This window comes from Ureibacillus sp. GCM10028918, assembly GCF_042666115.1.
Lineage (GTDB): Bacteria > Bacillota > Bacilli > Bacillales_A > Planococcaceae > Ureibacillus.
Window position 1 is genome coordinate 368,168 of the sequence record NZ_JBHTFK010000005.1, and the last position, 22,379, is coordinate 390,546.

Below are 22,379 nucleotides of genomic sequence, written 5' to 3' on the forward strand. Positions count from 1 at the left end.
ATAATTATAATTTATAGCAATGATTCTCAGGTCTATTTCGATTTAATACATTACGAGTATCAAGAACTGCCTTTGAATAACTAATAATCTTCTTATATTTAAAAATACTATGATCTGTTGCAATTACAGCAAGATCTGCCGTTTTTAAATTTTCATCTGTAGCTTCAACTGTTTCCACAAAAACACCGTTTAATTTGAATTTTTTTATAAATGGATCAATAACTTCCCACTGGGCACCAAAACTGGTTAATTTATCTAAGATAGGTAATACAGGCGACTCCCGATAATCGTCAATATCTTTTTTATAAGCAACACCGAGTACTAAAATTTTTGATCCCTTCAATGATTTTCCTTGCTCATTCAAAATTTCCATACAGCGCTGGACAACAAAATCAGGCATACTATCATTAATTTCCCCGGCAGTTTCAATTAGTTTAGTGTGGTAATTATATTCTCGTGCTTTCCATGTTAAATACCACGGGTCAATCGGAATACAGTGTCCACCCAAGCCAGGTCCTGGATAAAATGGCATGAATCCGTATGGTTTTGTTGCAGCTGCATCGATTACTTCCCAAACATCAATCCCCATTTTGTTACAAAGAATCGCCATTTCATTTGCTAAACCAATATTAATATTGCGGAAAGTATTTTCGAGTAATTTTTCCATTTCTGCTATTGCCGGACTTGAAACTTCATGTACATCGCCTTCTAATACTGAACGGTACATTGTTGCAGCAACTTTTGTGCAGTTTTGTGTTACTCCACCTACTACTTTTGGTGTGTTCTTTGTATTAAAATTTTTATTTCCCGGATCAACACGTTCAGGAGAATATGCCAAGAATAGATTTTCACCAATTACAAATCCTTTTTCTTCCAGGATAGGTTTGATTAATTCTTCTGTTGTACCAGGATAGGTTGTACTCTCTAAAACTACTAATGTTCCTTCTGTTATGTTTTCTGCAATAGCCTTTGTCGAACTTTCGACATACTCCATATTTGGTTGTTTATAGATATCTAAAGGCGTTGGTACACATATTGCAATTGCATCAATATCTTTTATAAAACAATAATCAGAAGTGGCACGAAGTTTACCAGATTCCACCATCACAGCTAAATCTTTCGATATTACATCTCCAATGTAATTTTCACCACTATTTACTTTTTTAACTTTTTCTGCTTGAACATCAAATCCAATTACATTAAACCCTGCTTTTGCTTTCTCAACAGCAAGAGGCAACCCAACGTATCCTAACCCTACAACACCAATTGTCGCTGTTTTAGTTTCCAATTTTTCTATAAGAGTATCGCTCATCGATTTGTTGAAGATTTGTACCAATTTGATCAGTCCTTTATTGTGATTTTATTAGTTCGTTTGTTTTAGCAGATTTGTAAAAAGCTTGCACTAGTGAAAGCGCCTTTTTTCCGTCTTCGCCAGTTACAGCAGGTTCTCTGTCTTCTCTAATTGCTAAAATCATATCTTCAATAATTTTCTGATGTCCCGGTGTTCCCCAAGGGTCTGTTTTAATATCTTTTTTTATTTGGTCAATTTTACTGTCCTCAATCCCTTCCAATGCTAAATGCTCCAAATACAAGGCATTTGTGCCACCAATTTTTACAGTACCTTTCTCTCCAAAAATCGTAATAGATTCTTCATAGTTTTTTGGGTAAACGGTTGTAGAGGCTTGGACAGTCGCCAGTACACCTGATTCAAATCTTATTAGACCTATAGAAACATCTTCTGCCTCAATGTTTCTTAATCGAGTTGCTTCCATACTGAACACTTCTAAAGGATTTCCTAGATACCATAGCAATAAATCTAAGTTATGGATTGCTTGATTCATTAGGACTCCACCATCATGTTGCTTTGTACCACGCCACTGAGCTTGGTCATAGTAATCTTGTCCACGGTTCCAATTAACAAGGCATAACGCATGGCTAATCTTCCCTAATAGGTTCTTATCCATGATTTCTTTTAATTTCATTGAAACCGGTCTAAATCGATTCGGATGCACAACAGCAAGTTTCACATTATTTCTATTTGTAGCTTCTAAAATTTGATCTGTCTGTTCAATAGTCATAGCAATAGGTTTTTCCACTATTATATGTTTTCCACTTTTAGCTACTAATTCTGCAATAGATGCATGTTTTCCACTTGGTGTACAAATATTCACGACATCTATACTTTCAACATTTATCATTTCTTCGATTTCTTCAAACGCTTGTGCCCCATATTTTTCCACATATGGTTTCATTAATTCTGGAACTCTGTCACAAACTGCTACCAATCTAGCATCAGGTATGTTCTTTATAGCTTCAGCATGTTTCTTTGCTATAAATCCGCATCCGACTATTGCAAAATTCATTATTCAACCTTCTTTACCAAAATTTTTATATCTTATTTCTTACGCTTTATAATCAATCACAATCTTTAATTATATTGGGGCTTGAACTTACCGACATTTGGTATCTCCCTTCCATTATTCGCTACCGCCACAATCTCTTCTTTAATTTCATCATTAGCAAGAGATTGCAATTTTGCGAGTAATTTTTGTAGAGATTCGTTGTCCAGTGTGTTTGCTTTTCCAACGTGAATTTTTGGATATACATGTTCCTGTTGAATTTCTTCGGGTTTTAGTAATTCTTCAAACATTTTTTCCCCTGGCCGCATACCGGAGAATTCGATTTTGATTTCGTCTTCTGTAAAGCCGGATAGATGAATCAAGTTCCGTGCAAGGTTTACTATTTTGACCGGCTCGCCCATATCCAGTACGAAAACTTCACCACCCCGTGCCAACGCCCCCGCCTGCAACACCAGGCGTGATGCTTCGGGAATCGTCATAAAGTATCTTGTCATATCCGGATGTGTTACGGTTACCGGGCCGCCTTCTGCAATTTGTGCTTTGAATCGCGGCACTACACTACCACGTGATCCCAACACATTTCCGAATCTGACAGCAGCAAAGTTCGTGTCGCTTCTTGCCGCAAGGTTTTGAATAATCATTTCAGCAATTCGTTTTGTCGAACCCATCACATTCGGAGGGTTAACCGCTTTATCAGTTGACACTAGGACAAAATTTGAAACCCCGTATTGATGTGCTGCCTCGGCTACATTTTTCGTTCCAAACACATTGTTTTTCACTGCTTCCCTTGGGTTATATTCCATGAGAGGTACATGTTTATGGGCAGCTGCATGGTAGATTACATCGGGCCTGTAAAAGTCGATTATTTCAAAAATGCAATCTCGGTCCTGAATATCCGCAATAATCGGGATTATTTGGGTACAACTATCTTTATTGTTTTCTGTTAGTTCCATATGGATGTTGTAGATGGAATTTTCCCCATGCCCGAGCAGCAGCAATTCTTTCGGTTCAAATTTCATCACCTGACGGCAAATCTCAGATCCAATGGAACCTCCTGCACCGGTCACTAGGATCACTTTGTTTGTTAGCTTGTTCGAGATTGCCACCATATCAAGTTTTACTTCCTCGCGATCTAGTAAATCCTCAATTTTTACATCCTGCATGTCCTTTACAGATACCTTCCCCGTCAAGACATCTTCAACTTTCGGCATTATTTTGACAGTTGCTTTTGTTTTGGAGCACTTTTCGTAGATTCCCTTAATTCTAACTTTTCCAAGGGACGGAATTGCCAGAATTATTTCATCGATATTTTTTTCTTCCACAAGTTTTGGAATATCCTGCGTGGTCCCCAGCACTTTGACATCCATTAACGTTAAATGCAATTTTGTTGGGTCATCATCCACAAAACCAACCGGCTTGTATTCCGGTGTAGGATTATTATTGATGCTTCGTGCAAGGATTGTTCCCGCTTGTCCAGCCCCTACTATCAAAACGTTTTTTAGGTCGCACTGAGGTCTGGTCGTTTTCCGATCATGCAGAATTCGCAAGATAAAACGAGACCCGCCAATCAGGACAATATGCACAAGCCATGTGAGCATCATCAGTCGAAAGTAGATGTCTTCATTGATAATGTATTGCACGGCACTGGCCGATCCAATCGAAAAAGTGATGGCGTATAAAATTGTTAACAGCTCTCTAACGGAAGCCACACTCCAGATTCGATCGTATAAGTGAAAGAAAAATGCTGCAATATGATGACTAAGTAATAAGGTAATCGCGGAAACCTGAACAAGTTTATTCGAAAGGATACCCAAACTTGGATGCAGAACCCAATAACAAAAGAAAATAGCTGAAAGAACAATAAATGAATCCAGGATAACAAAGGCGGTACAACGTTGTTTATAATTCATTCCTATACCTCTTTTCTCCCGTTAAAGGGGCTTTTAACCGATATATATATAGACTCCTAATAAATTAAATTAGGTCTTTATACTCCTAACCACCACTTTTGTTTTTTCACTATTTCCGGTTCAAATAGAATAAAGGATTTATTTTCTAATATCATTTTGTTATTGTGAAGTAATAATTCGACTGCTTCATACTCCTTCTTTTTTTCCAAGAATTGCAATCCTTTTTCAAAAAGCAACGGTCTAGTTGATTGATTGTGGACATCGGAACCATACGTGTGTACCAAATTCGCGCGAACTAAATCTAGGGATAGTTTTTGCACCGATTTGCCAAAATGCCCTGCAAGACTTCCCGCAGTTATTTGCGCGAGTGCTCCTTCCCGTATTAACCGCTCCAAGCGTTCCGGCTTTTCCGCAATCCCCTTATTGCGTTCCGGGTGCGCGATGATTGGTGTAATGCCTTTAATCAATAAGGCATGAATGATGTTCTTTGTATAATTTGGAATATGGCTTGAAGGCAATTCCAATAGCAGGTATTGCGAATTAGCCAGCAGATGGATACTTCCTTCTTCAATGGTTCGAACAAGTTTTTCAGTTAATCGAACTTCATGTCCAGTGTGAATGTTGAGAGTAATTTGGCGATTATTTAGTTCATGCTGCAATTGTCCGATTTGTTCCTGAACAATTTCGTAAGGTACACTGTATTGAGGGTGCAGGCAATGTGATGTTGAGATTATATCGGTGATGCCTTCATCTGCTGCCTGTTCAAGCAATAGAACTGATTCATCGATGGTTGCCGGGCCATCATCGACATTCCACAATATGTGACTATGCATATCTATCATGATTTCAGCACCCCTTCCGTATTTTTGGTCATGGCCAGTAAAGCAACAACTTGCACCTACTCTTCCACCGATCCGTAATACTGGTAATAATAGTGATCTTTACCAATATTAAAGTTATTCAATATCACACCAAGGATATTGGCCTTCGCGGCAAGCAACAATTCCTTTGCCTTGATGGCACTGTCTTTTTCCGATTTGCCTGTGTTTATGACCAATATGGTCCCGTCCACTTTGTTTGAAACGATTTGTGCATCTGCTACAGAAAGTATGGGCGGTGTATCAAACAGGAGTAAATCAAATTCCTCCGATAATTGTTCAGTCAATGCAGTCATATTCTTGGATGCCAAAAGTTCTGCAGGATTTGGCGGGATGGGTCCGCTCGTCAATATCCATAAATTCTCGATTTCCGACCGTTGAATCGCCTCTTTTGCCTCGCATTGTCTTGTTAGCACATTCGATAAGCCATAAGCATTTTGCACTTTGAAAGTATGATGCATAGTAGGTTTGCGCATATCCGCGTCTATCAAAAGAACCTTTTTACCTTCCTGAGCAAAGACGATGGCAATATTGGACGCAGAAGTCGATTTTCCTTCGGACGGCGAAGCTGATGTAACCAGCAGAGTGTGCAATTCTTGGTCAGGCATCGAAAAGTTGATATTCGTTCGAACGGTACGATACTGTTCCGCATTAATCGATTTTGGATGGGTAGCTGTCACGATTTTCCTCGACATGGAGGTGGACTTTTTCTTTTTTCTTTGGAACATCATTATTTCCCCCTCCCTCTGCGTGGTGTACTAGGCATCAGAAGCTCATCTGCTATTGGACTGACAAGACCGATGATCGGCAACTCCAGAATTTCTTCTACATCCTCTTCTGATTTGATTGTTGTATCTAAATATTCCAATAAGAAGGCTAATCCCAATCCAATCATTAGACCAAGTACCGCTCCAATGGCGATATTCAACATCTTGTTCGGTTTTACTGGTGTTGGTTTTTCGCTTAATATTGCCGGCGAAAGAATATGCACCCCGTCTTCGATACTCATCAATCCAGGAATCTCATCATGGAATACTTGTGCGGTTGTATTTGCAATTTCTACAGCAATGGCTGGATTTTCGTCTTGTACTGTCACATTTACCACTTGTGAATCATTTTGACTTGCAACCGTGATTTTTTCGGATAATTGTGCAGGCGTCAAACTTAAATCCAAGTTTTCAATAACCTTTGATAAAATCGCGGGACTTTTAATAATCACATTGTATGTATTGATTAACTGCAAGTTTGTCTGAATATCTTGTGATTGAATGTTTTGTTGTTCCTGCGCTTGTTTGTTCACTAAGATTTGTGTTGATGCTTGATAAATCGGCGTTATTAAAAAAAAGCTGATGACCCCCGCGATTAGGGCGCCGAGTATGGTCAAACTAATAATTTGGACCAGTCTTTTTCGTATAATTTTAAATAAATCTTGTAAGCTGATTGTTTCTTCCACTGGTTCCTCTCCTCTAGACAATCTAAAAATCTTATTTAGTTATTTTAAAAGCTATGCAAATTTAGAAAAGGATGTAATTTTAGGGTTTTCTTATAATTCCCCTTATTATTCAGGTAATAGATTGCTATACTTAGAATAAATTCATTCTCTTAGTCCCGAATTCTTGTACAAAACTCTTATCTTTGAATTCTTATAGTGCACTTTTCACTTCGGATATGAGATTACTGCGAAGCGCTTCTTTAGACGCATTATATTCGTCTCGGAAACTTTGGGCATGGGATTTATCATAACCATTTTGAGACAAGTCATTCTCGATAATCGTAATCAGGCTGTTGAATGCTGCATCAGTACTTGCTTCCAGACTATCCGCCGCTCCCATATATTTATTATAAAAATAGCCAACACTGATACTTTCACCCGTCGCCCTTTTTTGTGCATATTCTGATTTGGCATTTCCAATCAGACCGTTAATACGAGTAGATGCCTGTATCTGCAAAGCTTCTAATGACGAACGATATTTATCTTTAATTGATTTTACAGTTGGTTTTTGACCTACTGAGTTATTTGTACTTATGCCGTTTTCTGAATTCCCGCTCGTGGAAGTACCTTTTGTACCCGACGAAGCATTATTGCCGACTGCAGCAGTACCTTCATTATTGTTAGTTGGCTCATCCATTTTTCCTGTTGTTGTATCTACTGAAGTCTTAATGTCTTCATCATTCATCGCTACTTGGCCAGACGATTCGTTTACGATATCCCCCTTAGAATCAAGCGTGATTTCCGTTCCATCCGGAAGCTTGATGATATAATTGTCTTCCACAATATCATCAACCTTTTCATCGGCTACATCATAGGATTTAAATTTAAATTCATATAGCGTATACCCGCCAACACCAACAACAAGAAGCAATATAAGGACCAAGCTTGTTATTAACCATTTTTTCTTTGACTTTTTTTTATGCGACTTTTTCATGACAGTGATTTAAATCCTCCAATTCCTAATTGATGGTAAATTGAGTGCTTCATTAAATTCCCCAGTACTAACAGTGTTCTGGGGAATCTATTTTATTGTTTAATTACTTCATTGTTCTGATTGATTCGTTGATTGATTGAAAGTAAGGTTGAATGTTAATGGCTCAGTTCCAGCATCATCAACCCAAACTTTTAAGTCTACATTTTTTCCAGCTAGGTCACCTAAAGTACTAATTTCAGTATTGGAAACTACTTGTTCCACTATATTAGCTAAATTCGCTTCTGTAGCCTCAACCTCTGGCGCATCACCAAATTTTATTCTCGTTGGGGATGGTACAAATTCTTCGGCACCTTCTATAACTTCACTATTGGAAACCAGAATTTGATTAATCACATCTTGCAAGACAGAAATGTCAGCACCAGCGTCTTTAATAGCGATGCCGATATTGTATTCTCCATTACTCAAAGTTGGCTCTGTAGCCGTTAAATACTGCCCGACACTTGAATTATTAGCAAGCGCAATACCAACTTCTAATCCATCAACGAATTGTTCTTTTAGTTCTGCATCAGTAGGTTCTGATGGTGTAGTTGGCTCCGTTGGCGTTGGATTCGACGGTGTTGTTGGCTCTGTCGGCGTTGTCGGTTCTGTTGGTGTCGGATTTGTTGGTTCAGTTGGTGTAGGTTCTGATGGTGCTGGTGTTTCCGATGCTAGGTTTGCTAATTCCGCTCTAACCACAAACGATGCGAATTCGCCTCGCGTTACTAAGGCTTTCGGGTTGAACGTTGTGACACTTGTTCCTTTTGCTACGTCATTGGCAAATAAAATTTCGATCGCCTGTTTGTAAGGGCTGTTTGCAATATCCCTGAATGGTGTATTGACAGCTCCACCTAAATCAAACGCTCTTACAATGATTGCAGCCATTTCACCACGTGTTAATGATTTTTTATTACCATACGTGCCGTCTTGGTAGCCGTTTACAACACCCGAATTCTCCAGCGCTGCGATTGATCCGTAGTATGGATAGTTGCGTGGAACATCTTTAAAGCCAGGATCTGTCACATTCACTGTGTCCAAATTCAATAGATTCGCTAGAATCGATGCTGCATGGTTGCGCTGGATTGGTGATTTTGATCTGAATGTTCCATCTGGATAACCATTAATGATGCCGCGCCCTGATAAATCCATGATGGACGAGTAATGGGTGCTGTTGACGTTAACGTCTGTGAAGGTTGGTGCCGCTTCTGTAGCTGCTGGTGCAAGAGCAACGACTGCACCTGTCGCCATCGCGGATGCCATTGCAATGTTAAATAACTTTTTACTCGTTTTTTTCTTCATAATATCCTCCCTGAAAGCGATGTTTTATTTGTTCCTTTTGCAAATAATTTCTTTGAAGTTCTAAAAATGTAAATCTCCATAATAGATTAAGAGAAGATAGACCCCCACTCCCTTTGTTTTGATATTCTTAATTTTTTGAAATTTCATAACCCTTCCTTTTGTACCCTGTCATATTATGGCGAAACTAGTTTCTTTTACCTAAATTTCAAATAGTATATTTGTCTGGAAAATTATTTTTGTATAATGAAAAAAGAGGATTTTTGCATATTGCAAAAATCCTCTTTCCTAAATTCTATTATTCTTTAACATGATACTGTCCTTTTGGAATGGCTACCGGTCTTTCGATACTCCATGAGGAACACTGATATTGTCCAAATCTAACAAGTTTTTCACTATACTATTTGTTAAAACTTTGTTTGATTTTCCTTCTGCTGCCAATTTCTTTTTCCTACTGATTATCTTTACATGAAATATATGCATAGTACCCTGGAAGCATTTAACTTTATATAATATATATTTTCTATAAATATTTGAGAAAAAAAGCTTGCAGACAAAATTTGTCTACAAGCTGGGTTTATTCTTATTTAGCGTATTCTACTGAACGTGTTTCGCGGATAACCGTTACTTTGATGTGACCAGGATAATCGAGTTCTTCTTCAATTCGCTTGCGGATGTCTCTCGCTAAACGATGTGAAGCCAAATCGTCAATTTTCTCAGGTTGAACGATGATTCGAATTTCACGTCCTGCTTGGATTGCAAATGATTTTTCTACTCCATCGTAGCTTTCTGAAATCTCTTCCAGTTTTTCTAAACGACGAATGTAGTTTTCAAGTGTTTCGCTACGTGCACCAGGTCTTGCTGCTGATAAGGCATCGGCAGCTGCAACAATTACTGCAATCACGGATGTAGCTTCAGTGTCGCCATGGTGAGAGGCAATACTGTTAATAACAACAGGATGCTCTTTATATTTCGTGGCAAGCTCAACACCGATTTCTACGTGGCTACCTTCTACTTCATGGTCAATTGCTTTCCCGATATCATGAAGCAAGCCCGCGCGTCTTGCTAATGTTACATCTTCCCCTAGCTCTGCAGCTAATAGTCCTGATAGATGTGCTACTTCAATTGAATGTTTTAATACGTTTTGTCCATAGCTTGTACGATACTTCATACGGCCCAGGATTTTCATTAAGTCAGGATGTAAATTGTGAATTCCAACTTCAAACGTTGTTTGCTCACCCGTCTCACGAATTTGCTCGTCCATTTCACGGCGCGATTTCTCCACCATTTCTTCAATACGAGCTGGATGAATTCGTCCATCTTGTACTAATTTTTCAAGCGCAAGACGTGCAGTTTCACGACGGATTGGATCAAATCCTGAAAGGATGACTGCTTCTGGTGTATCATCAATAATTAAATCGATACCCGTCAGCGTTTCCAGTGTTCGAATGTTACGCCCTTCACGACCGATGATACGGCCTTTCATTTCGTCATTCGGCAAGTTGACCACAGATACCGTTGTTTCAGCAACGTGATCTGCTGCAAAACGTTGTAGTGCAAGTGATAATATCTCACGAGCTTTCTTGTCGGATTCTTCTTTTGCACGCGTCTCTGCTTCTTTTGTCATCACCGCAATGTCAGTTGAAAGTTCATTCTCAACTTCTTTTAAGATGATTCCTTTCGCTTCTTCGCGAGTTAATGCAGCGATACGTTCAAGCTCTAACGTTTGTTCGCGTACCAGCTCTTCCACTTTACTTTCCATCTGTTCAATATGCTGTTGTCTCTCAGTTAGAGCCTCTTCTTTTCGCTCTAAGCCTGATTCTCTCTTGTTCAGAGCATCATCCTTGCGATCAAGATTTTCTTCTCTTTGCAATAACCGGTTTTCTTGTTTCTGAAGCTCTGCCCGGCGTTCACGGATGTCTTTTTCTGCTTCAGTTCGAATTTTGTGAGTTTCATCTTTTGCTTCAAGTAGTGCTTCTTTTTTCAGCGCTTCCGCTTCTCGCTTAGCTTCATCTATGATTAGCTCAGCTGAATTTTTCGCACCATTTACTTTTGATTCGTTCACCTTTTTCATATAGAAATAGATAACAGCGCCACCGATGATGAGTCCAAGCAAAGCGGAGATAATGTATTCCATCATTCGAACACCTCCTCTTGCTATATTCGTTTCATTTTCAGTCGGCCCATATATTGACTAAAGTTTTTCAATATACCAAATTCATACCGATTTGATAATCTTTTGTTAACAAAACTTACACTTTCAACATACTGCCTATTTCATTTCAAAATTTAGAAATTATACAATTTTAATTGTATAGTGCAGGCCTAGTAATGTCAAGGATTCCCACGAGATGAGGCCAAATAATGTAAGCATCTAGAAGTAGTCATCATTCCACATATAAGACTTTAGTTTTAACTTTCTAACTATTGCGAGAGTCTAATGATTTACTATTTTTTTAAAAATACCTGACTAAAAAGATATTTCTAACTATTATTGGCAAAATTAATTAATTTTAATCAATTTTAATAATTTACGCATAATTTCGGATGGATTGGGAATAAAACGGTGAAGTTTTTAAGCCGTTTACGGTAGTAGTGTAAAGGTTCGGGAACGTGTTTGCATGGGTTTAAAGTAAGTGTTGGAGACAAGAGTTTGTATTTAAATCGCATCGAAGGAATTGTGCTTCATTATAAGCATCAATAATTTTTCAAAATATTATTAGGGTATTGAAAGTTCAAGACATAGAGACTTGTTACTAAATAATTGATAAGTACAATTCATAGAGGAAGAGTATCTTTAAATTAATTGTTTCTCAGAATCCAGCCACCTTCCATAAAAATCTTGCCACCTCTAAATTTTATCTTCCACCTTTTTGAAGAAACCCGCCAAGTCAATTCTTGTAACAAGTTTCAATTAGAAGTCAAAAATTTATATCACTCTAACTTACTTAGAAATCCCTAGAATTTCTTACTCTCTACTACCTCAACTCTTTTAAAAAAAACTACAATAAAACCCGCCCCAAAAGTTGGGACGGGCTAGTATTGGTAATCCTATTCTTCATCTAGCAATAAAGCTAGTTCTTTGTCCATTTCTTCTTCTTCGTCATGAGCGCCGATTGTGTAAGAGTTTGCTGTCATGCCGTAAGATTCGCGGATTTGGTTCGATACTTTATCGCGGATTTCTGGGTTTGCTTTTAAGAAGGCTTTTGCATTTTCTCTACCTTGTCCAATGCGTTCGCCGTCATAAGCGTACCAAGAGCCGCTTTTTTGGATGATATCCAGTTCTGCACCAATGTCGACGATTTCTCCTTCTTTTGAAATCCCCTCACCGTACATGATGTCTACTTCTGCCGTACGGAATGGCGGTGCCACTTTGTTTTTCACGACTTTAATTTTTGTTTTGTTCCCGATCATTTCAGTGCCTTGTTTGATTGTTTCAGCACGACGTACTTCAAGACGAATTGACGCGTAGAATTTAAGTGCACGTCCACCAGTAGTTGTTTCAGGGTTACCGAACATAACACCGATTTTTTCACGTACTTGGTTGATGAAGATTGCTAGTGTATTAGATTTGTTAATGATCCCTGATAGTTTACGTAATGCTTGAGACATTAAACGAGCTTGCAGACCCATGTGAGAGTCACCCATTTCGCCTTCAATTTCTGCTTTTGGTACTAGGGCAGCAACTGAGTCGATTACGATAATGTCGATCGCACCACTGCGTACTAATGCTTCCGCGATTTCTAATGCTTGCTCACCAGTGTCTGGTTGAGAAAGTAATAACTCATCAATGTTAACGCCTAATTTTTGTGCGTAAACTGGATCTAGTGCGTGCTCCGCATCGATAAATGCAGCTTGTCCGCCTTTTGCTTGTATTTCAGCGATGGCATGCAGGGCTACAGTTGTTTTACCTGATGATTCCGGACCGTAGATTTCTACGATACGTCCTCTTGGATAACCACCGACACCCAATGCTGCATCGATTGCTAATGAACCACTTGAAGAAGTCTCCATTTGGCGATCTGATTGTTCACCCAGCTTCATAATAGAGCCTTTACCGAATTGCTTTTCAATTTGCTTTAACGCCATATCTAAGGCAGCTTTACGATCATTACTCAAAATATTTCCTCCTTATATATAAAAAAATTATTATCAAAATTCACAGTGGCTTGATTGCTCAATCCCCAAAATTCTTACTTCACACTACTTCCTAACAAAACTGATAATCTGCTAGAAATGAATGAAGTATTTTCTCTTTTTCTTATGTCTCTACTATACTTCTTTTTGAGACAAGTTTCAAGAAAAAAGCGAACATATTTTCGTTTTTGGGGCAAAATAAAAATTTGAGCTATTTTCATAGCCCAAATTTCTACATTTATAAACTAGCAACACTTCTATTAAAAGTAATACTACTCTATTATATTATATCTTTTTATAGCCATTCTCAACAAGCAAGCGCATTAAATAGCTGCATGCAAATTTTACCGTGCGAATACGATTCGTATTACGCATTCCTTGCAGCTGGAGCTTGTGAGTGATTTCCGAATCGCCAAAACTAAAACCAAGCCAGATTGTTCCCGGCATTTGTCCGTCATGAGGATCTGGTCCTGCTGCACCCGTCAGGCCAACCCCGATATCAGTGCCAAACTTCTCACGTACTTTAGAAGCCATCGCACCGGCACATTCACTGCTTACAATCCCGTATTCATCCAGCAGAGATTTTTCAATGCCCAACTGACTCATTTTCGCTTCTGGCGTGTAGGTTACAACACCACCTACCAAGCTGCATCCCACACCTGGAATTTCTGCAAGCTCAGATTGGAAGAGCCCGGCTGTTAAGCTTTCTGCTGCAGAAATCGATAAATTGTTATGCTTGAGCATTTCCACCAACTTAGATGCCAAAGAATCGTCATTATAGCCGTAGTGGTACTCGCCTACGATTGCTAAAATTTCAGCTTCCTTCTCTTTAATGAGTTTCCAAGCTTCCTCAACATCTTGTGCCCCCGCGGTGATTCGAAGTGTAACTTCTCCATCACTGGCAAGTGGTGCGACTGTTGGATTTGTTTGGCTATCTAGTATGTCTTGCACACGTACTTCAAGCTCGGCTTCCCCAATCCCATAAAAACGCAGCACATGGGATTGAATTACACTGCCGGCATTCAATAGTGCCGCAAGTTTTGGTTTTGCTTCAAATTGGAACATAGGCTCCAACTCTTTTGGCGGCCCAGGAAGCAGTATGTAGGTGTGTCCATTCTTCTCTAAAAACATTCCGGGTGCCATGCCGTGATGATTGGCTAGTATTTTACTGCCGTCAAGGATCAGTGCCTGCTTCCGGTTGTTTTCAGTCATACCGCGACCTCTTGCTGCAAAAAATTGTTCAATGAAGGATAAGGCCACATCGTCGAACACTAAAGGCAAGTCGAGATGCGCTGCAATCGTTTCTTTTGTTAAATCATCCTTTGTCGGTCCAAGGCCTCCGGAAAAAATGATTAAATCTGCGCGAGACTCGGCAATCTCGATTGCACTCTTTAAACGTGCCGCATTATCCCCTACTACCGTATGATAAAAAACATTGATGCCTAGCTCAGATAATTGCGTAGAGATAAATTTTGCATTTGTATTGGCAATTTGCCCAAGGAGCAACTCCGAGCCAACAGCAATGATTTCAGCATTCATGTACTTCCCCCCTTATTTCGAGTTTACAAAGACACGACGATTTAGATAGAAATATTCCCATCCAGACCATACAGTAAAGATTAATGCGATATAAAGAGCAATCATATCAAATGGTATGTTGATCATAGTGAAAATAGTATTGTGAAGAAGAAGTGCTGAAATCGCAACAATTTGTGCCCAAGTTTTGATTTTCCCAAGTTGGCTTGCAGCAACAATTTCACCTTCACCTGCTAAAATTGCACGTAAACCTGTAACCGCAAATTCACGGCTCAAAATAATAATAATGATCCAGGATGGGGCCATGCCAAGCTCTACCAGGATGATAAAAGCAGCCGCCACTAATAGTTTGTCTGCCAATGGGTCAAGGAACTTCCCTAAGTTCGTGACAAGGTTGTATTTGCGGGCATAATAGCCATCAACCCAATCCGTACAGGAAGCAATGATAAAGATTAACCCCGCTATAAAGTGATTGACCGGCATATCTGCTCCCAGGAAATTCATATTTCCCCATCCAAAGTCAAATAGTATTACAATCACAAACACTGGAATTAGTAGTATTCTCGAGACTGTAATCTTATTCGGTATATTCATTTGCTAACACCTTTCATTCGAAATAAAGTGAAACATTTGGTGGAGGACCCTCATCTAAATGAGGTACCCACTTCCCACCGAGCTTCTTCGATTATAATAATTGCTAAAACTTGTGAAAAATAGCCATCTAAACGATGACTATTCTCCTGGTTGTAATGTAAGGATAATATTTTGCGTTGTAATTGTCTGTGCAAATTGTAGTGGCTCATCATTGATAAAGACTTTTGTGTTATTTGCATTCCCTAGACGAATACGGGCATAGGCATTTGCAGTGGCATCAAATTGCACCACTTCACCTGTTGTATAAACACGGTCTTCTACTTGTTCGCTGCCTTCTGCATTACGGATACCCACCCATGTGTCACCCGAAACTTCGATTCGAATATTCATTGTATCTGTTCCAGATACTGTATAAGATGTCGTCTCACCGTCTGGGACACCTTGAGAAATCGCTTGAGTCGGAGTTGGTTCTTCAACCACTTCTTCCTCTACAGGCTCTTCTGTTTCCCCAGCTGGGTCTTCTGCTTCATCAGCTGCAGGCTCGGTTGGCGGAGGTACTTGCTGTTCGTACTCCACTGCCGTATCCTCTTCTAGTTCTTCCGGTTGATCGGATGCCATTTTTTGTTGGTATAAGAACCACGCTGCCACTAATGTTACCACAATAAATAATCCAACAATGAATTTGGGCATCGTTTCTAGCATCCGATTCGTCGAACGCGTGTTTAGCTTACGACGCGTCGGGCTTTGCGAAATCGATTGAGCTACTTCTTCCTTTTGTTGATGAGGAATTTCTCTTTTAAACTCATCTAAAATTTCATCTACATCCAGTCCAACTGATTCGGCATATTGTTTGATAAATGCACGAACATAAAATGTACCAGGCATGATTGAATAATTTCCTTCTTCAATCGCCACTAGATATCTTTTTTGTATTTTTGTAATTTCTTGAAGATCATCCAAACTATATCCTTTAGATAACCTCGCTTCTTTAAGGCGAGTTCCGAGTTCTGTCAACCATAACACCTACTTTTTTTAATCATTTCACTCGGGGATCTTGTCGTCCACGATTTTAATATGGATGTAAAAGCAATTCATTTTAAAATGTGTGACTTTTCCAGGAGTTTAGGCCACAACTATGTGGGTCTTCCAAGGTTTGCAAGAATGAAATTAAACCTGACTTGCTTTCACCATTTGGGGCTTAAAAATTAAACCCTCCACCAAAACCGCCAAAATGGTCGTTTTGGGACATCATTTCATTTCTTTCAATGAGTTCATACGTAATCACTTCGTCTGGATGATGGCGCAATTCAATAATGTAGTCAAAATCCTCAATCTTATATTCAGAATGTTGGACAAATAGGTCAGGATGTTCGACTACTTTGATGGCGGGGACACGCATCATTTCACGAACGAGTTGCTGATGTCGTTCATCTGTCGATCTTCGCGTTACTGCTCCATCAAGAATAAAGATATTATTCTCATTAAACTCATCACCCATCAATGAGTGGCGAATCGTTTGTTTAATCATGGTTGAAGATAGAAACAGCCATTTTTTATTGGCACAAACACTCGCAGCTACAACCGATTCTGTTTTCCCAACTCGCGGCATTCCCCGGATTCCGATTAATTTATGTCCTTCTTTTTTAAATAACTCTGCCATAAAATCAACTAGAATACCGAGTTCGTCTCTTACAAAGCGGAATGTATTTTTTTCATCTGCATCCCGTTCTATATAATGACCATGACGTACAGCTAAACGGTCACGGACTTTCGGTTCACGAAATTTCGTCACATTGATATTTTCCATTGTTGAAACAATCGTTATAAAACGTTGAATGGACTCATCATTCTCTGTTTTTAATAGCATTCCCCGTCGTCCTTCATCTACTCCATTAATCGAAACAATATTCACACGTAACATACCAAGGAGTGATGCGATATCACCTAATAAACCCGGACGATTCACTTGGATTTCATATTCAAAGTACCATTCGCCCATAAAAAACGTCCCCCTACTAACGAAACGAAAATTTTTCTTATAAGTTTCATCATAGCGGATTTTATATGTATTGAAAAGTTAGAAACAACCGTTTTTCTTCCAAAATATCAAATTTTATCATCTTAGGGGAAAATACCAACATAAAGGAAATAATTTGGTGTCAAAATTTGATGGAAATTCCGGCCAGAGAGTTAATTTCACATAGATGAAGTTCATATTTCCCTAAATGATAAAAGAAAAGGAGGACAAGCCTCCTTAAAGAGTAGTTAGAAGAAATGATGAAACGAAAGAATTTGTTCTATGATATAAGTTTTTAATGAAAGGAAGTAGCTCCCAGCACATCACTCGTGCAAAGTAGCTACTTTATAAGCCCTGCGGCAAAAAGAGTGGATACTACTGCACGCGGTGGCTTTGAACTAGTTTAATGATACAGTTGGCAAGTGCGTGTTTTTCATCGCCATCCGCAACTGCCCAAAGATCGGCAAGTACGCGTTCTTGTTCGTTTTTAGGATCTACATTTTTAGCTAAATAGTCACCAATTTGAACTGCTGATTTTTCAATCATTTTTTTAGACATACCGTGTTCTTTAGCTTCTGTGACTTGTTCACCTAAAAATGATGTCCATTTTTCCCAGTTTTCTAATAGCGCCATGTTTCTCTCCTCCTTTGCACCATTATTATGTGCAAGTTCGGAATTTATATGTACCAACCACCATTAATTCTAATAATTTGTCCAGTTACATAATTTGCTTGACCACTTAAATAAAAACTGGCAAGGTTTGCGACATCTTCTACGTTCCCCGCTCTTGCTAAAGGAATTTCCTCGTATAGTGCTAGTCTTTCTTCTTCATTTAAATGCTTGTTCATGGATGTATCGATCAATCCCGGCGCAATCGCATTGACGAGGATATGATTGTAGGCAACTTCTTTGGCATAGGATTTTACAAACGCGTGCTGTGCTCCCTTTACTGCACTATATACCGATTCAAAAGCAGCACCCGCTTCCCCCCAGATCGAACCGATAAATAATACATGGCTCTTGTCATTTTTTCGGAGTTTGGAAGAAAGCAGTGCAAGCAGCCTTATCGGATTTTGAACATGCACTTTCCAGAGCTTGCTCATTTCCTCTGTTGGTGTATCCTCAATAAGTCCATAAAAACTGTGCCCCCCGGCAAAAACGATTGCCTGAAGGGAATAGATTTGCGGAGCTAAACGGTCTGCGCCATCCTCACTCGCGAAATCTGCCTGTACCATTAGAAATTCTTGTTCAGGAAACTCCATCATCAGCTCTTCTACTAAATCCGCCACCTTGAAACGACCCTGGTTGAAATGCAAGTAAAGCGACCAACCATCAGATGCCAGTCGCTTTGCTATTGCATTACCGATCGCACCAGAAGCACCTAGTACTAGTGCGAATTTTTTCATTTATTGTGCACGCTCACTTGAAGGCAGCACTTTAAATACCGTTTGCTGCGATTCCCCTTGGATTGTTTTCAATGCTTCTACCACATCTTGAAGCGTTAATTTCTCAATGACCGGAACTGCATCAAATAAGTCCATTTCATTGAATTCGTAACGCGTAAATTGGTTCGCAATGAATTCCATGGAGTTTAGTGCTCTTAAATAGAAGCCGATTTTTTTGCGTTTTACACGCTCTATACTATCTGAAGTCAATAAGCTTTCAGCGTTATTGATGATTTCTTTAATTTTTTGGGCTAATTGATCTGGTTCACTGGAGTCAGATCCTACTAAGGCAAAGCCAAAGCCTTTTTCTAATGAGAAGTCATAAGCAAAGGACTCATCAATTAAGCCATTTTCATAGACATCAGTATAGAAATTCGACGCCCTGCCGTATAGGCATTCTAGCGCAATCTGCACTGAAAGCTCATGCTTAAGCATTTCTTTTCCACTTAAGTTTGTTTGTTTCGCTTTAAAGCCGACATAAACTTTTGGCTTTTGTACGTCCATTTTTAGTTCACGTTCTTTAATCGCTACATCCGTCGGTTCCTCATCAAAATGACGTTCGATTTGCGCCTGCTCAGGGAATTCTTTTTTCTTCTGATTGTCTTCGATAAACGCCATCATTTCAGTTGGGTCAATCGCACCAACAACAAATAAAAGCATGTTGGATGGGTGATAGAATGTGTTGTAGCAAGTGTATAAATGCTCTGCCGTAATTTTGTCGATCGATTCGATTGTTCCAGCAATGTCAATTTTCACAGGATGATTATGGTACATGTTTTCAATCGCACCAAAATACAAACGCCAATCTGCTTGATCATCATACATCGTAATTTCTTGCCCAATAATGCCCTTTTCCTTTTCTACCGTTTTCTCAGTAAAATAAGGCTCTTGTACGAAGTTTAATAAAGTTTCTGTACTTTTATAAATATGGTCTGTCGCAGAGAACAAATACGCTGTACGTGTGAATGACGTAAAGGCGTTTGCAGATGCTCCTGCTTCACTAAACTGCTGGAACACGTCTCCATCTTCTTTTTCAAACATTTTATGCTCCAAGAAGTGGGCAATCCCATCTGGTACCGTAATAGCCTCTGATTCTCCCATTGGCACAAATGTACGGTCAATGGAGCCATATTTCGTCGTGAATGTTACAAAGGTTTTCGAAAAACCCTTTTTCGGCAAAATATAGACATCTAGCCCATTTGGTAATTTTTTATAAAATAAAGTTTCATCCAACTGTTTGAATTCAATCGTTTTCATGACGATTTAGGCCTCCTTCCCACATAAGAAATAAACTGCTTCCAACTGTACTTGAGAAGCCATTTTTTGCACGTCTTCTTTTGTTACCTGCTCCCAACGTTCCTTCCAAGTATCCACGGAGAACGTTTCACCCAGTTGCTTATATTGGTCAAAAATCTCGATTTGACCGCGGGCAAGATCCAGTGTTTCTTTTAGCTGGTTCACAAGCATGGCCTTTGTTTGTGAAAGTTCCAGATCTGTGATTTCTCCATTTTTCATGGCTTCTAATTGTTCATTAATAACGTCTGTTGCCTTCTTTTCGTTAGATGGCTCAATTCCCGACACAACATAAACCAACCCGTATTGGGAATTATAAGAACTCGAAGCATAGTAAGCCAAGCTTTCTTTTTCACGAACATTCATGAACAGTTTAGAGTGTGCATACCCACCGAATACACCATTGAAAATTTGCATTTTTGCATAATCTTCATCGCCAAAACGTACTGGCGTACTGAAGCCAATATGCAGCTTCCCTTGTTTCATTTCTTGCTGTTCTTTTGTATATTCTTTTTCAGCTTTTGAATCGTTCGTATCTTGCTCTATTTTCTTTGGAGTGCGGTCTTTAAATGGAAGAGCTTCGGTTAATTTCTTTTGCACTGCTTCCACATCGATATCTCCCACCACATAGATATCAATTCGGTCTTCGTTAATCATGCTCTCATAGGCCTTTGTTAACGATTCCGGTGTAATTTGCTTCACGGTTTCAAGCGTCCCATTTGCAGAGATGGAAGCAGGGTGATTCGGACGAAGGATTTGCGTCAAACGGTGCTGGGCATAACGTGTTTTATCGTCGAAAATGGATTGAATACGTTGAATAACCATTTCCTTTTCACGCTCAACAATGGAAGGCACAAAAGTCCCGTTTTCAAAGTTCGGTTCTAAGATCGCTGTATTAATTAGTTCCAATACCTCATTAAACACTTTATTTTGTTGAAGATATTGATCATTTACAGTCTCTACATTTAATAGAAGAGTATGTTCACTCCCACGTTTCGACGCATCAAAATAAAGAACCGTCCCAAATAAATCATCTAGATAGCTTCTGAATTCAGCGGACTTTTTAAATTTCCCATTGCTATGCTGAAGAACATTTGACAGTACTGCCCGTTCTGCAGCTAATTGCTGATCTAATGGCGTTCTAAATTTTATTGAAAAACTCACAGTTTTAAATTGTGTGGTTTGTCGAATATGCAGATTTACACCTTCTGCCAACTGTGTCGATAAAAACAAAAAAATTCCTCCGATCGTCATCAGTGAGCTGCTCAAGCACACTGATTGTATATTCAACTAGGTTTATGGTCCCGCAAATCTTGTGGGACAGGAAAAAATGGTGATAGTACTACTATACATGTAGAATTGGTGATTATGCAAAAATAATCCAATTTGTTTCTATTCTACATTATCCATTAATTAATCTTACCCTTGAATGGGGGTTTGATTCATGAAAGTGGTGAGGAAATTTGCTTGAGCGAGCGTAATTAGATAGTTTGTTAGTAAAGGGTGGTGCGACGTTTTGAAATAGTCGGAAAGTCTTTTAGATGGATGTTAATTCCCAGTAAAGTGTACATGTGCTTGAGAAAATTAGTACAAACAGTCGAAATGAACTAACCGTCAATTAAATTAATACGCTTTATGAGGCATGCCGATTAAAAGAATTAGCTCCGTTCTGTTTATACAATACAGGCGCAAATCACTTTCTCGTGGATTTCTTACACGCATTTTCAGTCAAGTCCAAACGATTTTATAAATTTCTAACTTTCATCTGCTTTATGAACGACGTTTCCTTGCTTATGGTCCAATTCCGGGCGCTCATCTGCCTTATGAACGACCGTTCCTTGCTCATGCTCCAATTCCGGGCTTTCATCCTCCTCATGAACGACCGTTTCTTTGCTTATGGTCCAATTCCGGGTGCTCATCCGCCTTATGAACGACCGTTCCTTGCTCATGCTCCAATTCCGGGCTTTCATCCGCCTTATGAACAACCGTTTTCTCAATTCCGGGCTTTCATCTGTGTTATGAACAACCGTTTTCTTGCTCATGGTCAATTCCAGGCTTTCATCTGCCTTATGAACAACCATTTTCTTGCCCATGGTCCAATTCCGGGCTTTCATCTGCCTTATGAACAACCGTTTTCTTGCTCATGGTCAATTCCAGGCTTTCATCTGCCTTATGAACGACCGTTTCTTTGCTATGCTCCAATTCCGGGCGCTCATCCGCCTAATGAACCACCGTACCTTGCTCATGCTCCAATTCCAGGCGTTCATCTGCCTTATGAACGACCGTTTTCTTGCTCATGGTCCAATTCCGGGCTTTCATCTGCCTTATGAACGACCGTTTTCTTGCTCATGGTCCAATTCCGGTCGTTCATCTGCCTTATGAACGACCGTTTTCACTCTTCATTTTCCGCGAGACCTCTTGTCGTGGACTTATCACAAGCATTTTCGCTCT

The 22,379-nt window shown here is 39.4% G+C and carries 20 protein-coding genes; all 20 read right to left on the reverse strand.

Annotation, left to right across the window (positions count from 1 at the left end):
- Positions 1–4: 4 nt before the first annotated feature.
- Positions 5–1,312: a nucleotide sugar dehydrogenase gene (locus ACFQU5_RS05045; protein WP_390286515.1), complete on the reverse strand. Its 1,308-nt coding sequence runs from the start codon at positions 1,310–1,312 to the stop codon at positions 5–7.
- A gap of 37 nt (positions 1,313–1,349) precedes the next feature.
- Positions 1,350–2,363: a Gfo/Idh/MocA family protein gene (locus ACFQU5_RS05050; RefSeq protein ID WP_390285390.1), complete on the reverse strand. Its 1,014-nt coding sequence runs from the start codon at positions 2,361–2,363 to the stop codon at positions 1,350–1,352.
- A 65-nt stretch (positions 2,364–2,428) separates the two neighbouring features.
- On the reverse strand, positions 2,429–4,270 hold the full coding sequence (locus tag ACFQU5_RS05055) for a polysaccharide biosynthesis protein (protein WP_390285392.1): 1,842 nt from the start codon (positions 4,268–4,270) through the stop codon (positions 2,429–2,431).
- A 77-nt stretch (positions 4,271–4,347) separates the two neighbouring features.
- Positions 4,348–5,112, reverse strand: a complete 765-nt coding sequence (locus ACFQU5_RS05060) for a tyrosine-protein phosphatase (protein WP_390285394.1) — start codon at positions 5,110–5,112, stop codon at positions 4,348–4,350.
- 56 nt (positions 5,113–5,168) lie between these two features.
- The gene (locus tag ACFQU5_RS05065) at positions 5,169–5,879 is read right to left on the reverse strand and encodes a CpsD/CapB family tyrosine-protein kinase (protein ID WP_390285396.1); all 711 of its coding nucleotides are present in this window, start codon (positions 5,877–5,879) and stop codon (positions 5,169–5,171) included.
- On the reverse strand, positions 5,879–6,601 hold the full coding sequence (locus tag ACFQU5_RS05070) for a YveK family protein (protein WP_390285398.1): 723 nt from the start codon (positions 6,599–6,601) through the stop codon (positions 5,879–5,881). The genes ACFQU5_RS05065 and ACFQU5_RS05070 overlap by 1 nt, the downstream gene beginning before the upstream one ends.
- A gap of 190 nt (positions 6,602–6,791) precedes the next feature.
- The gene (locus ACFQU5_RS05075) at positions 6,792–7,574 is read right to left on the reverse strand and encodes a hypothetical protein (protein WP_390285400.1); all 783 of its coding nucleotides are present in this window, start codon (positions 7,572–7,574) and stop codon (positions 6,792–6,794) included.
- Positions 7,575–7,682: 108 nt separating this feature from the next.
- Positions 7,683–8,909, reverse strand: coding sequence for an S-layer homology domain-containing protein (locus ACFQU5_RS05080; RefSeq protein WP_390285402.1), 1,227 nt, complete (start codon positions 8,907–8,909; stop codon positions 7,683–7,685).
- A gap of 580 nt (positions 8,910–9,489) precedes the next feature.
- Complete coding sequence (gene rny / locus ACFQU5_RS05085) at positions 9,490–11,043, reverse strand: ribonuclease Y (protein WP_390286517.1); 1,554 nt, start codon at positions 11,041–11,043, stop codon at positions 9,490–9,492.
- Positions 11,044–11,957: 914 nt separating this feature from the next.
- Positions 11,958–13,025: a recombinase RecA gene (gene recA, locus ACFQU5_RS05090; protein WP_390285404.1), complete on the reverse strand. Its 1,068-nt coding sequence runs from the start codon at positions 13,023–13,025 to the stop codon at positions 11,958–11,960.
- A gap of 303 nt (positions 13,026–13,328) precedes the next feature.
- A complete protein-coding gene (locus ACFQU5_RS05095) occupies positions 13,329–14,582 on the reverse strand; it encodes a competence/damage-inducible protein A (protein WP_390285406.1) in 1,254 nt (417 codons plus the stop codon).
- A 12-nt stretch (positions 14,583–14,594) separates the two neighbouring features.
- Positions 14,595–15,173, reverse strand: coding sequence for a CDP-diacylglycerol--glycerol-3-phosphate 3-phosphatidyltransferase (gene pgsA / locus ACFQU5_RS05100; RefSeq protein WP_390285407.1), 579 nt, complete (start codon positions 15,171–15,173; stop codon positions 14,595–14,597).
- A 138-nt stretch (positions 15,174–15,311) separates the two neighbouring features.
- Positions 15,312–16,196 (reverse strand): helix-turn-helix domain-containing protein, encoded by an 885-nt coding sequence (locus ACFQU5_RS05105; RefSeq protein ID WP_390285408.1) that lies wholly within the window; start codon positions 16,194–16,196, stop codon positions 15,312–15,314.
- A gap of 175 nt (positions 16,197–16,371) precedes the next feature.
- Positions 16,372–17,172 (reverse strand): DUF3388 domain-containing protein, encoded by an 801-nt coding sequence (locus ACFQU5_RS05110; RefSeq protein WP_390285409.1) that lies wholly within the window; start codon positions 17,170–17,172, stop codon positions 16,372–16,374.
- 393 nt (positions 17,173–17,565) lie between these two features.
- Entirely contained in the window at positions 17,566–17,823 is a 258-nt protein-coding gene (locus ACFQU5_RS05115) for a DUF3243 domain-containing protein (protein ID WP_390285410.1), read from the reverse strand.
- Between the two features lie 44 nt (positions 17,824–17,867).
- A complete protein-coding gene (gene ymfI / locus ACFQU5_RS05120) occupies positions 17,868–18,596 on the reverse strand; it encodes an elongation factor P 5-aminopentanone reductase (protein ID WP_390285412.1) in 729 nt (242 codons plus the stop codon).
- Complete coding sequence (gene yfmH, locus ACFQU5_RS05125; protein ID WP_390285414.1) at positions 18,597–19,892, reverse strand: EF-P 5-aminopentanol modification-associated protein YfmH; 1,296 nt, start codon at positions 19,890–19,892, stop codon at positions 18,597–18,599. It abuts the gene before it with no gap.
- A gap of 6 nt (positions 19,893–19,898) precedes the next feature.
- The gene (yfmF, locus tag ACFQU5_RS05130; protein WP_390285416.1) at positions 19,899–21,161 is read right to left on the reverse strand and encodes an EF-P 5-aminopentanol modification-associated protein YfmF; all 1,263 of its coding nucleotides are present in this window, start codon (positions 21,159–21,161) and stop codon (positions 19,899–19,901) included.
- Between the two features lie 521 nt (positions 21,162–21,682).
- Positions 21,683–22,021, reverse strand: coding sequence for a hypothetical protein (locus ACFQU5_RS05135; protein WP_390285418.1), 339 nt, complete (start codon positions 22,019–22,021; stop codon positions 21,683–21,685).
- Complete coding sequence (locus ACFQU5_RS05140; RefSeq protein WP_390285420.1) at positions 21,996–22,130, reverse strand: hypothetical protein; 135 nt, start codon at positions 22,128–22,130, stop codon at positions 21,996–21,998. The genes ACFQU5_RS05135 and ACFQU5_RS05140 overlap by 26 nt, the downstream gene beginning before the upstream one ends.
- Between the last annotated feature and the right edge of the window lie 249 nt (positions 22,131–22,379).

Coding starts and splice junctions, on each gene's coding strand:
- ACFQU5_RS05045 (WP_390286515.1), bottom strand. CDS start 1,312: ATGAGCGATACTCTTATAGAAAAATTGGAAACTAAAACAGCGACAATT.
- ACFQU5_RS05050 (WP_390285390.1), bottom strand. CDS start 2,363: ATGAATTTTGCAATAGTCGGATGCGGATTTATAGCAAAGAAACATGCT.
- ACFQU5_RS05055 (WP_390285392.1), bottom strand. CDS start 4,270: ATGAATTATAAACAACGTTGTACCGCCTTTGTTATCCTGGATTCATTT.
- ACFQU5_RS05060 (WP_390285394.1), bottom strand. CDS start 5,112: ATGATAGATATGCATAGTCACATATTGTGGAATGTCGATGATGGCCCG.
- ACFQU5_RS05065 (WP_390285396.1), bottom strand. CDS start 5,879: ATGATGTTCCAAAGAAAAAAGAAAAAGTCCACCTCCATGTCGAGGAAA.
- ACFQU5_RS05075 (WP_390285400.1), bottom strand. CDS start 7,574: ATGAAAAAGTCGCATAAAAAAAAGTCAAAGAAAAAATGGTTAATAACA.
- ACFQU5_RS05080 (WP_390285402.1), bottom strand. CDS start 8,909: ATGAAGAAAAAAACGAGTAAAAAGTTATTTAACATTGCAATGGCATCC.
- rny (WP_390286517.1), bottom strand. CDS start 11,043: ATGGAATACATTATCTCCGCTTTGCTTGGACTCATCATCGGTGGCGCT.
- ACFQU5_RS05095 (WP_390285406.1), bottom strand. CDS start 14,582: ATGAATGCTGAAATCATTGCTGTTGGCTCGGAGTTGCTCCTTGGGCAA.
- pgsA (WP_390285407.1), bottom strand. CDS start 15,173: ATGAATATACCGAATAAGATTACAGTCTCGAGAATACTACTAATTCCA.
- ACFQU5_RS05110 (WP_390285409.1), bottom strand. CDS start 17,172: ATGGGCGAATGGTACTTTGAATATGAAATCCAAGTGAATCGTCCGGGT.
- ACFQU5_RS05115 (WP_390285410.1), bottom strand. CDS start 17,823: ATGGCGCTATTAGAAAACTGGGAAAAATGGACATCATTTTTAGGTGAA.
- ymfI (WP_390285412.1), bottom strand. CDS start 18,596: ATGAAAAAATTCGCACTAGTACTAGGTGCTTCTGGTGCGATCGGTAAT.
- yfmH (WP_390285414.1), bottom strand. CDS start 19,892: ATGAAAACGATTGAATTCAAACAGTTGGATGAAACTTTATTTTATAAA.
- ACFQU5_RS05135 (WP_390285418.1), bottom strand. CDS start 22,021: ATGGGCAAGAAAATGGTTGTTCATAAGGCAGATGAAAGCCTGGAATTG.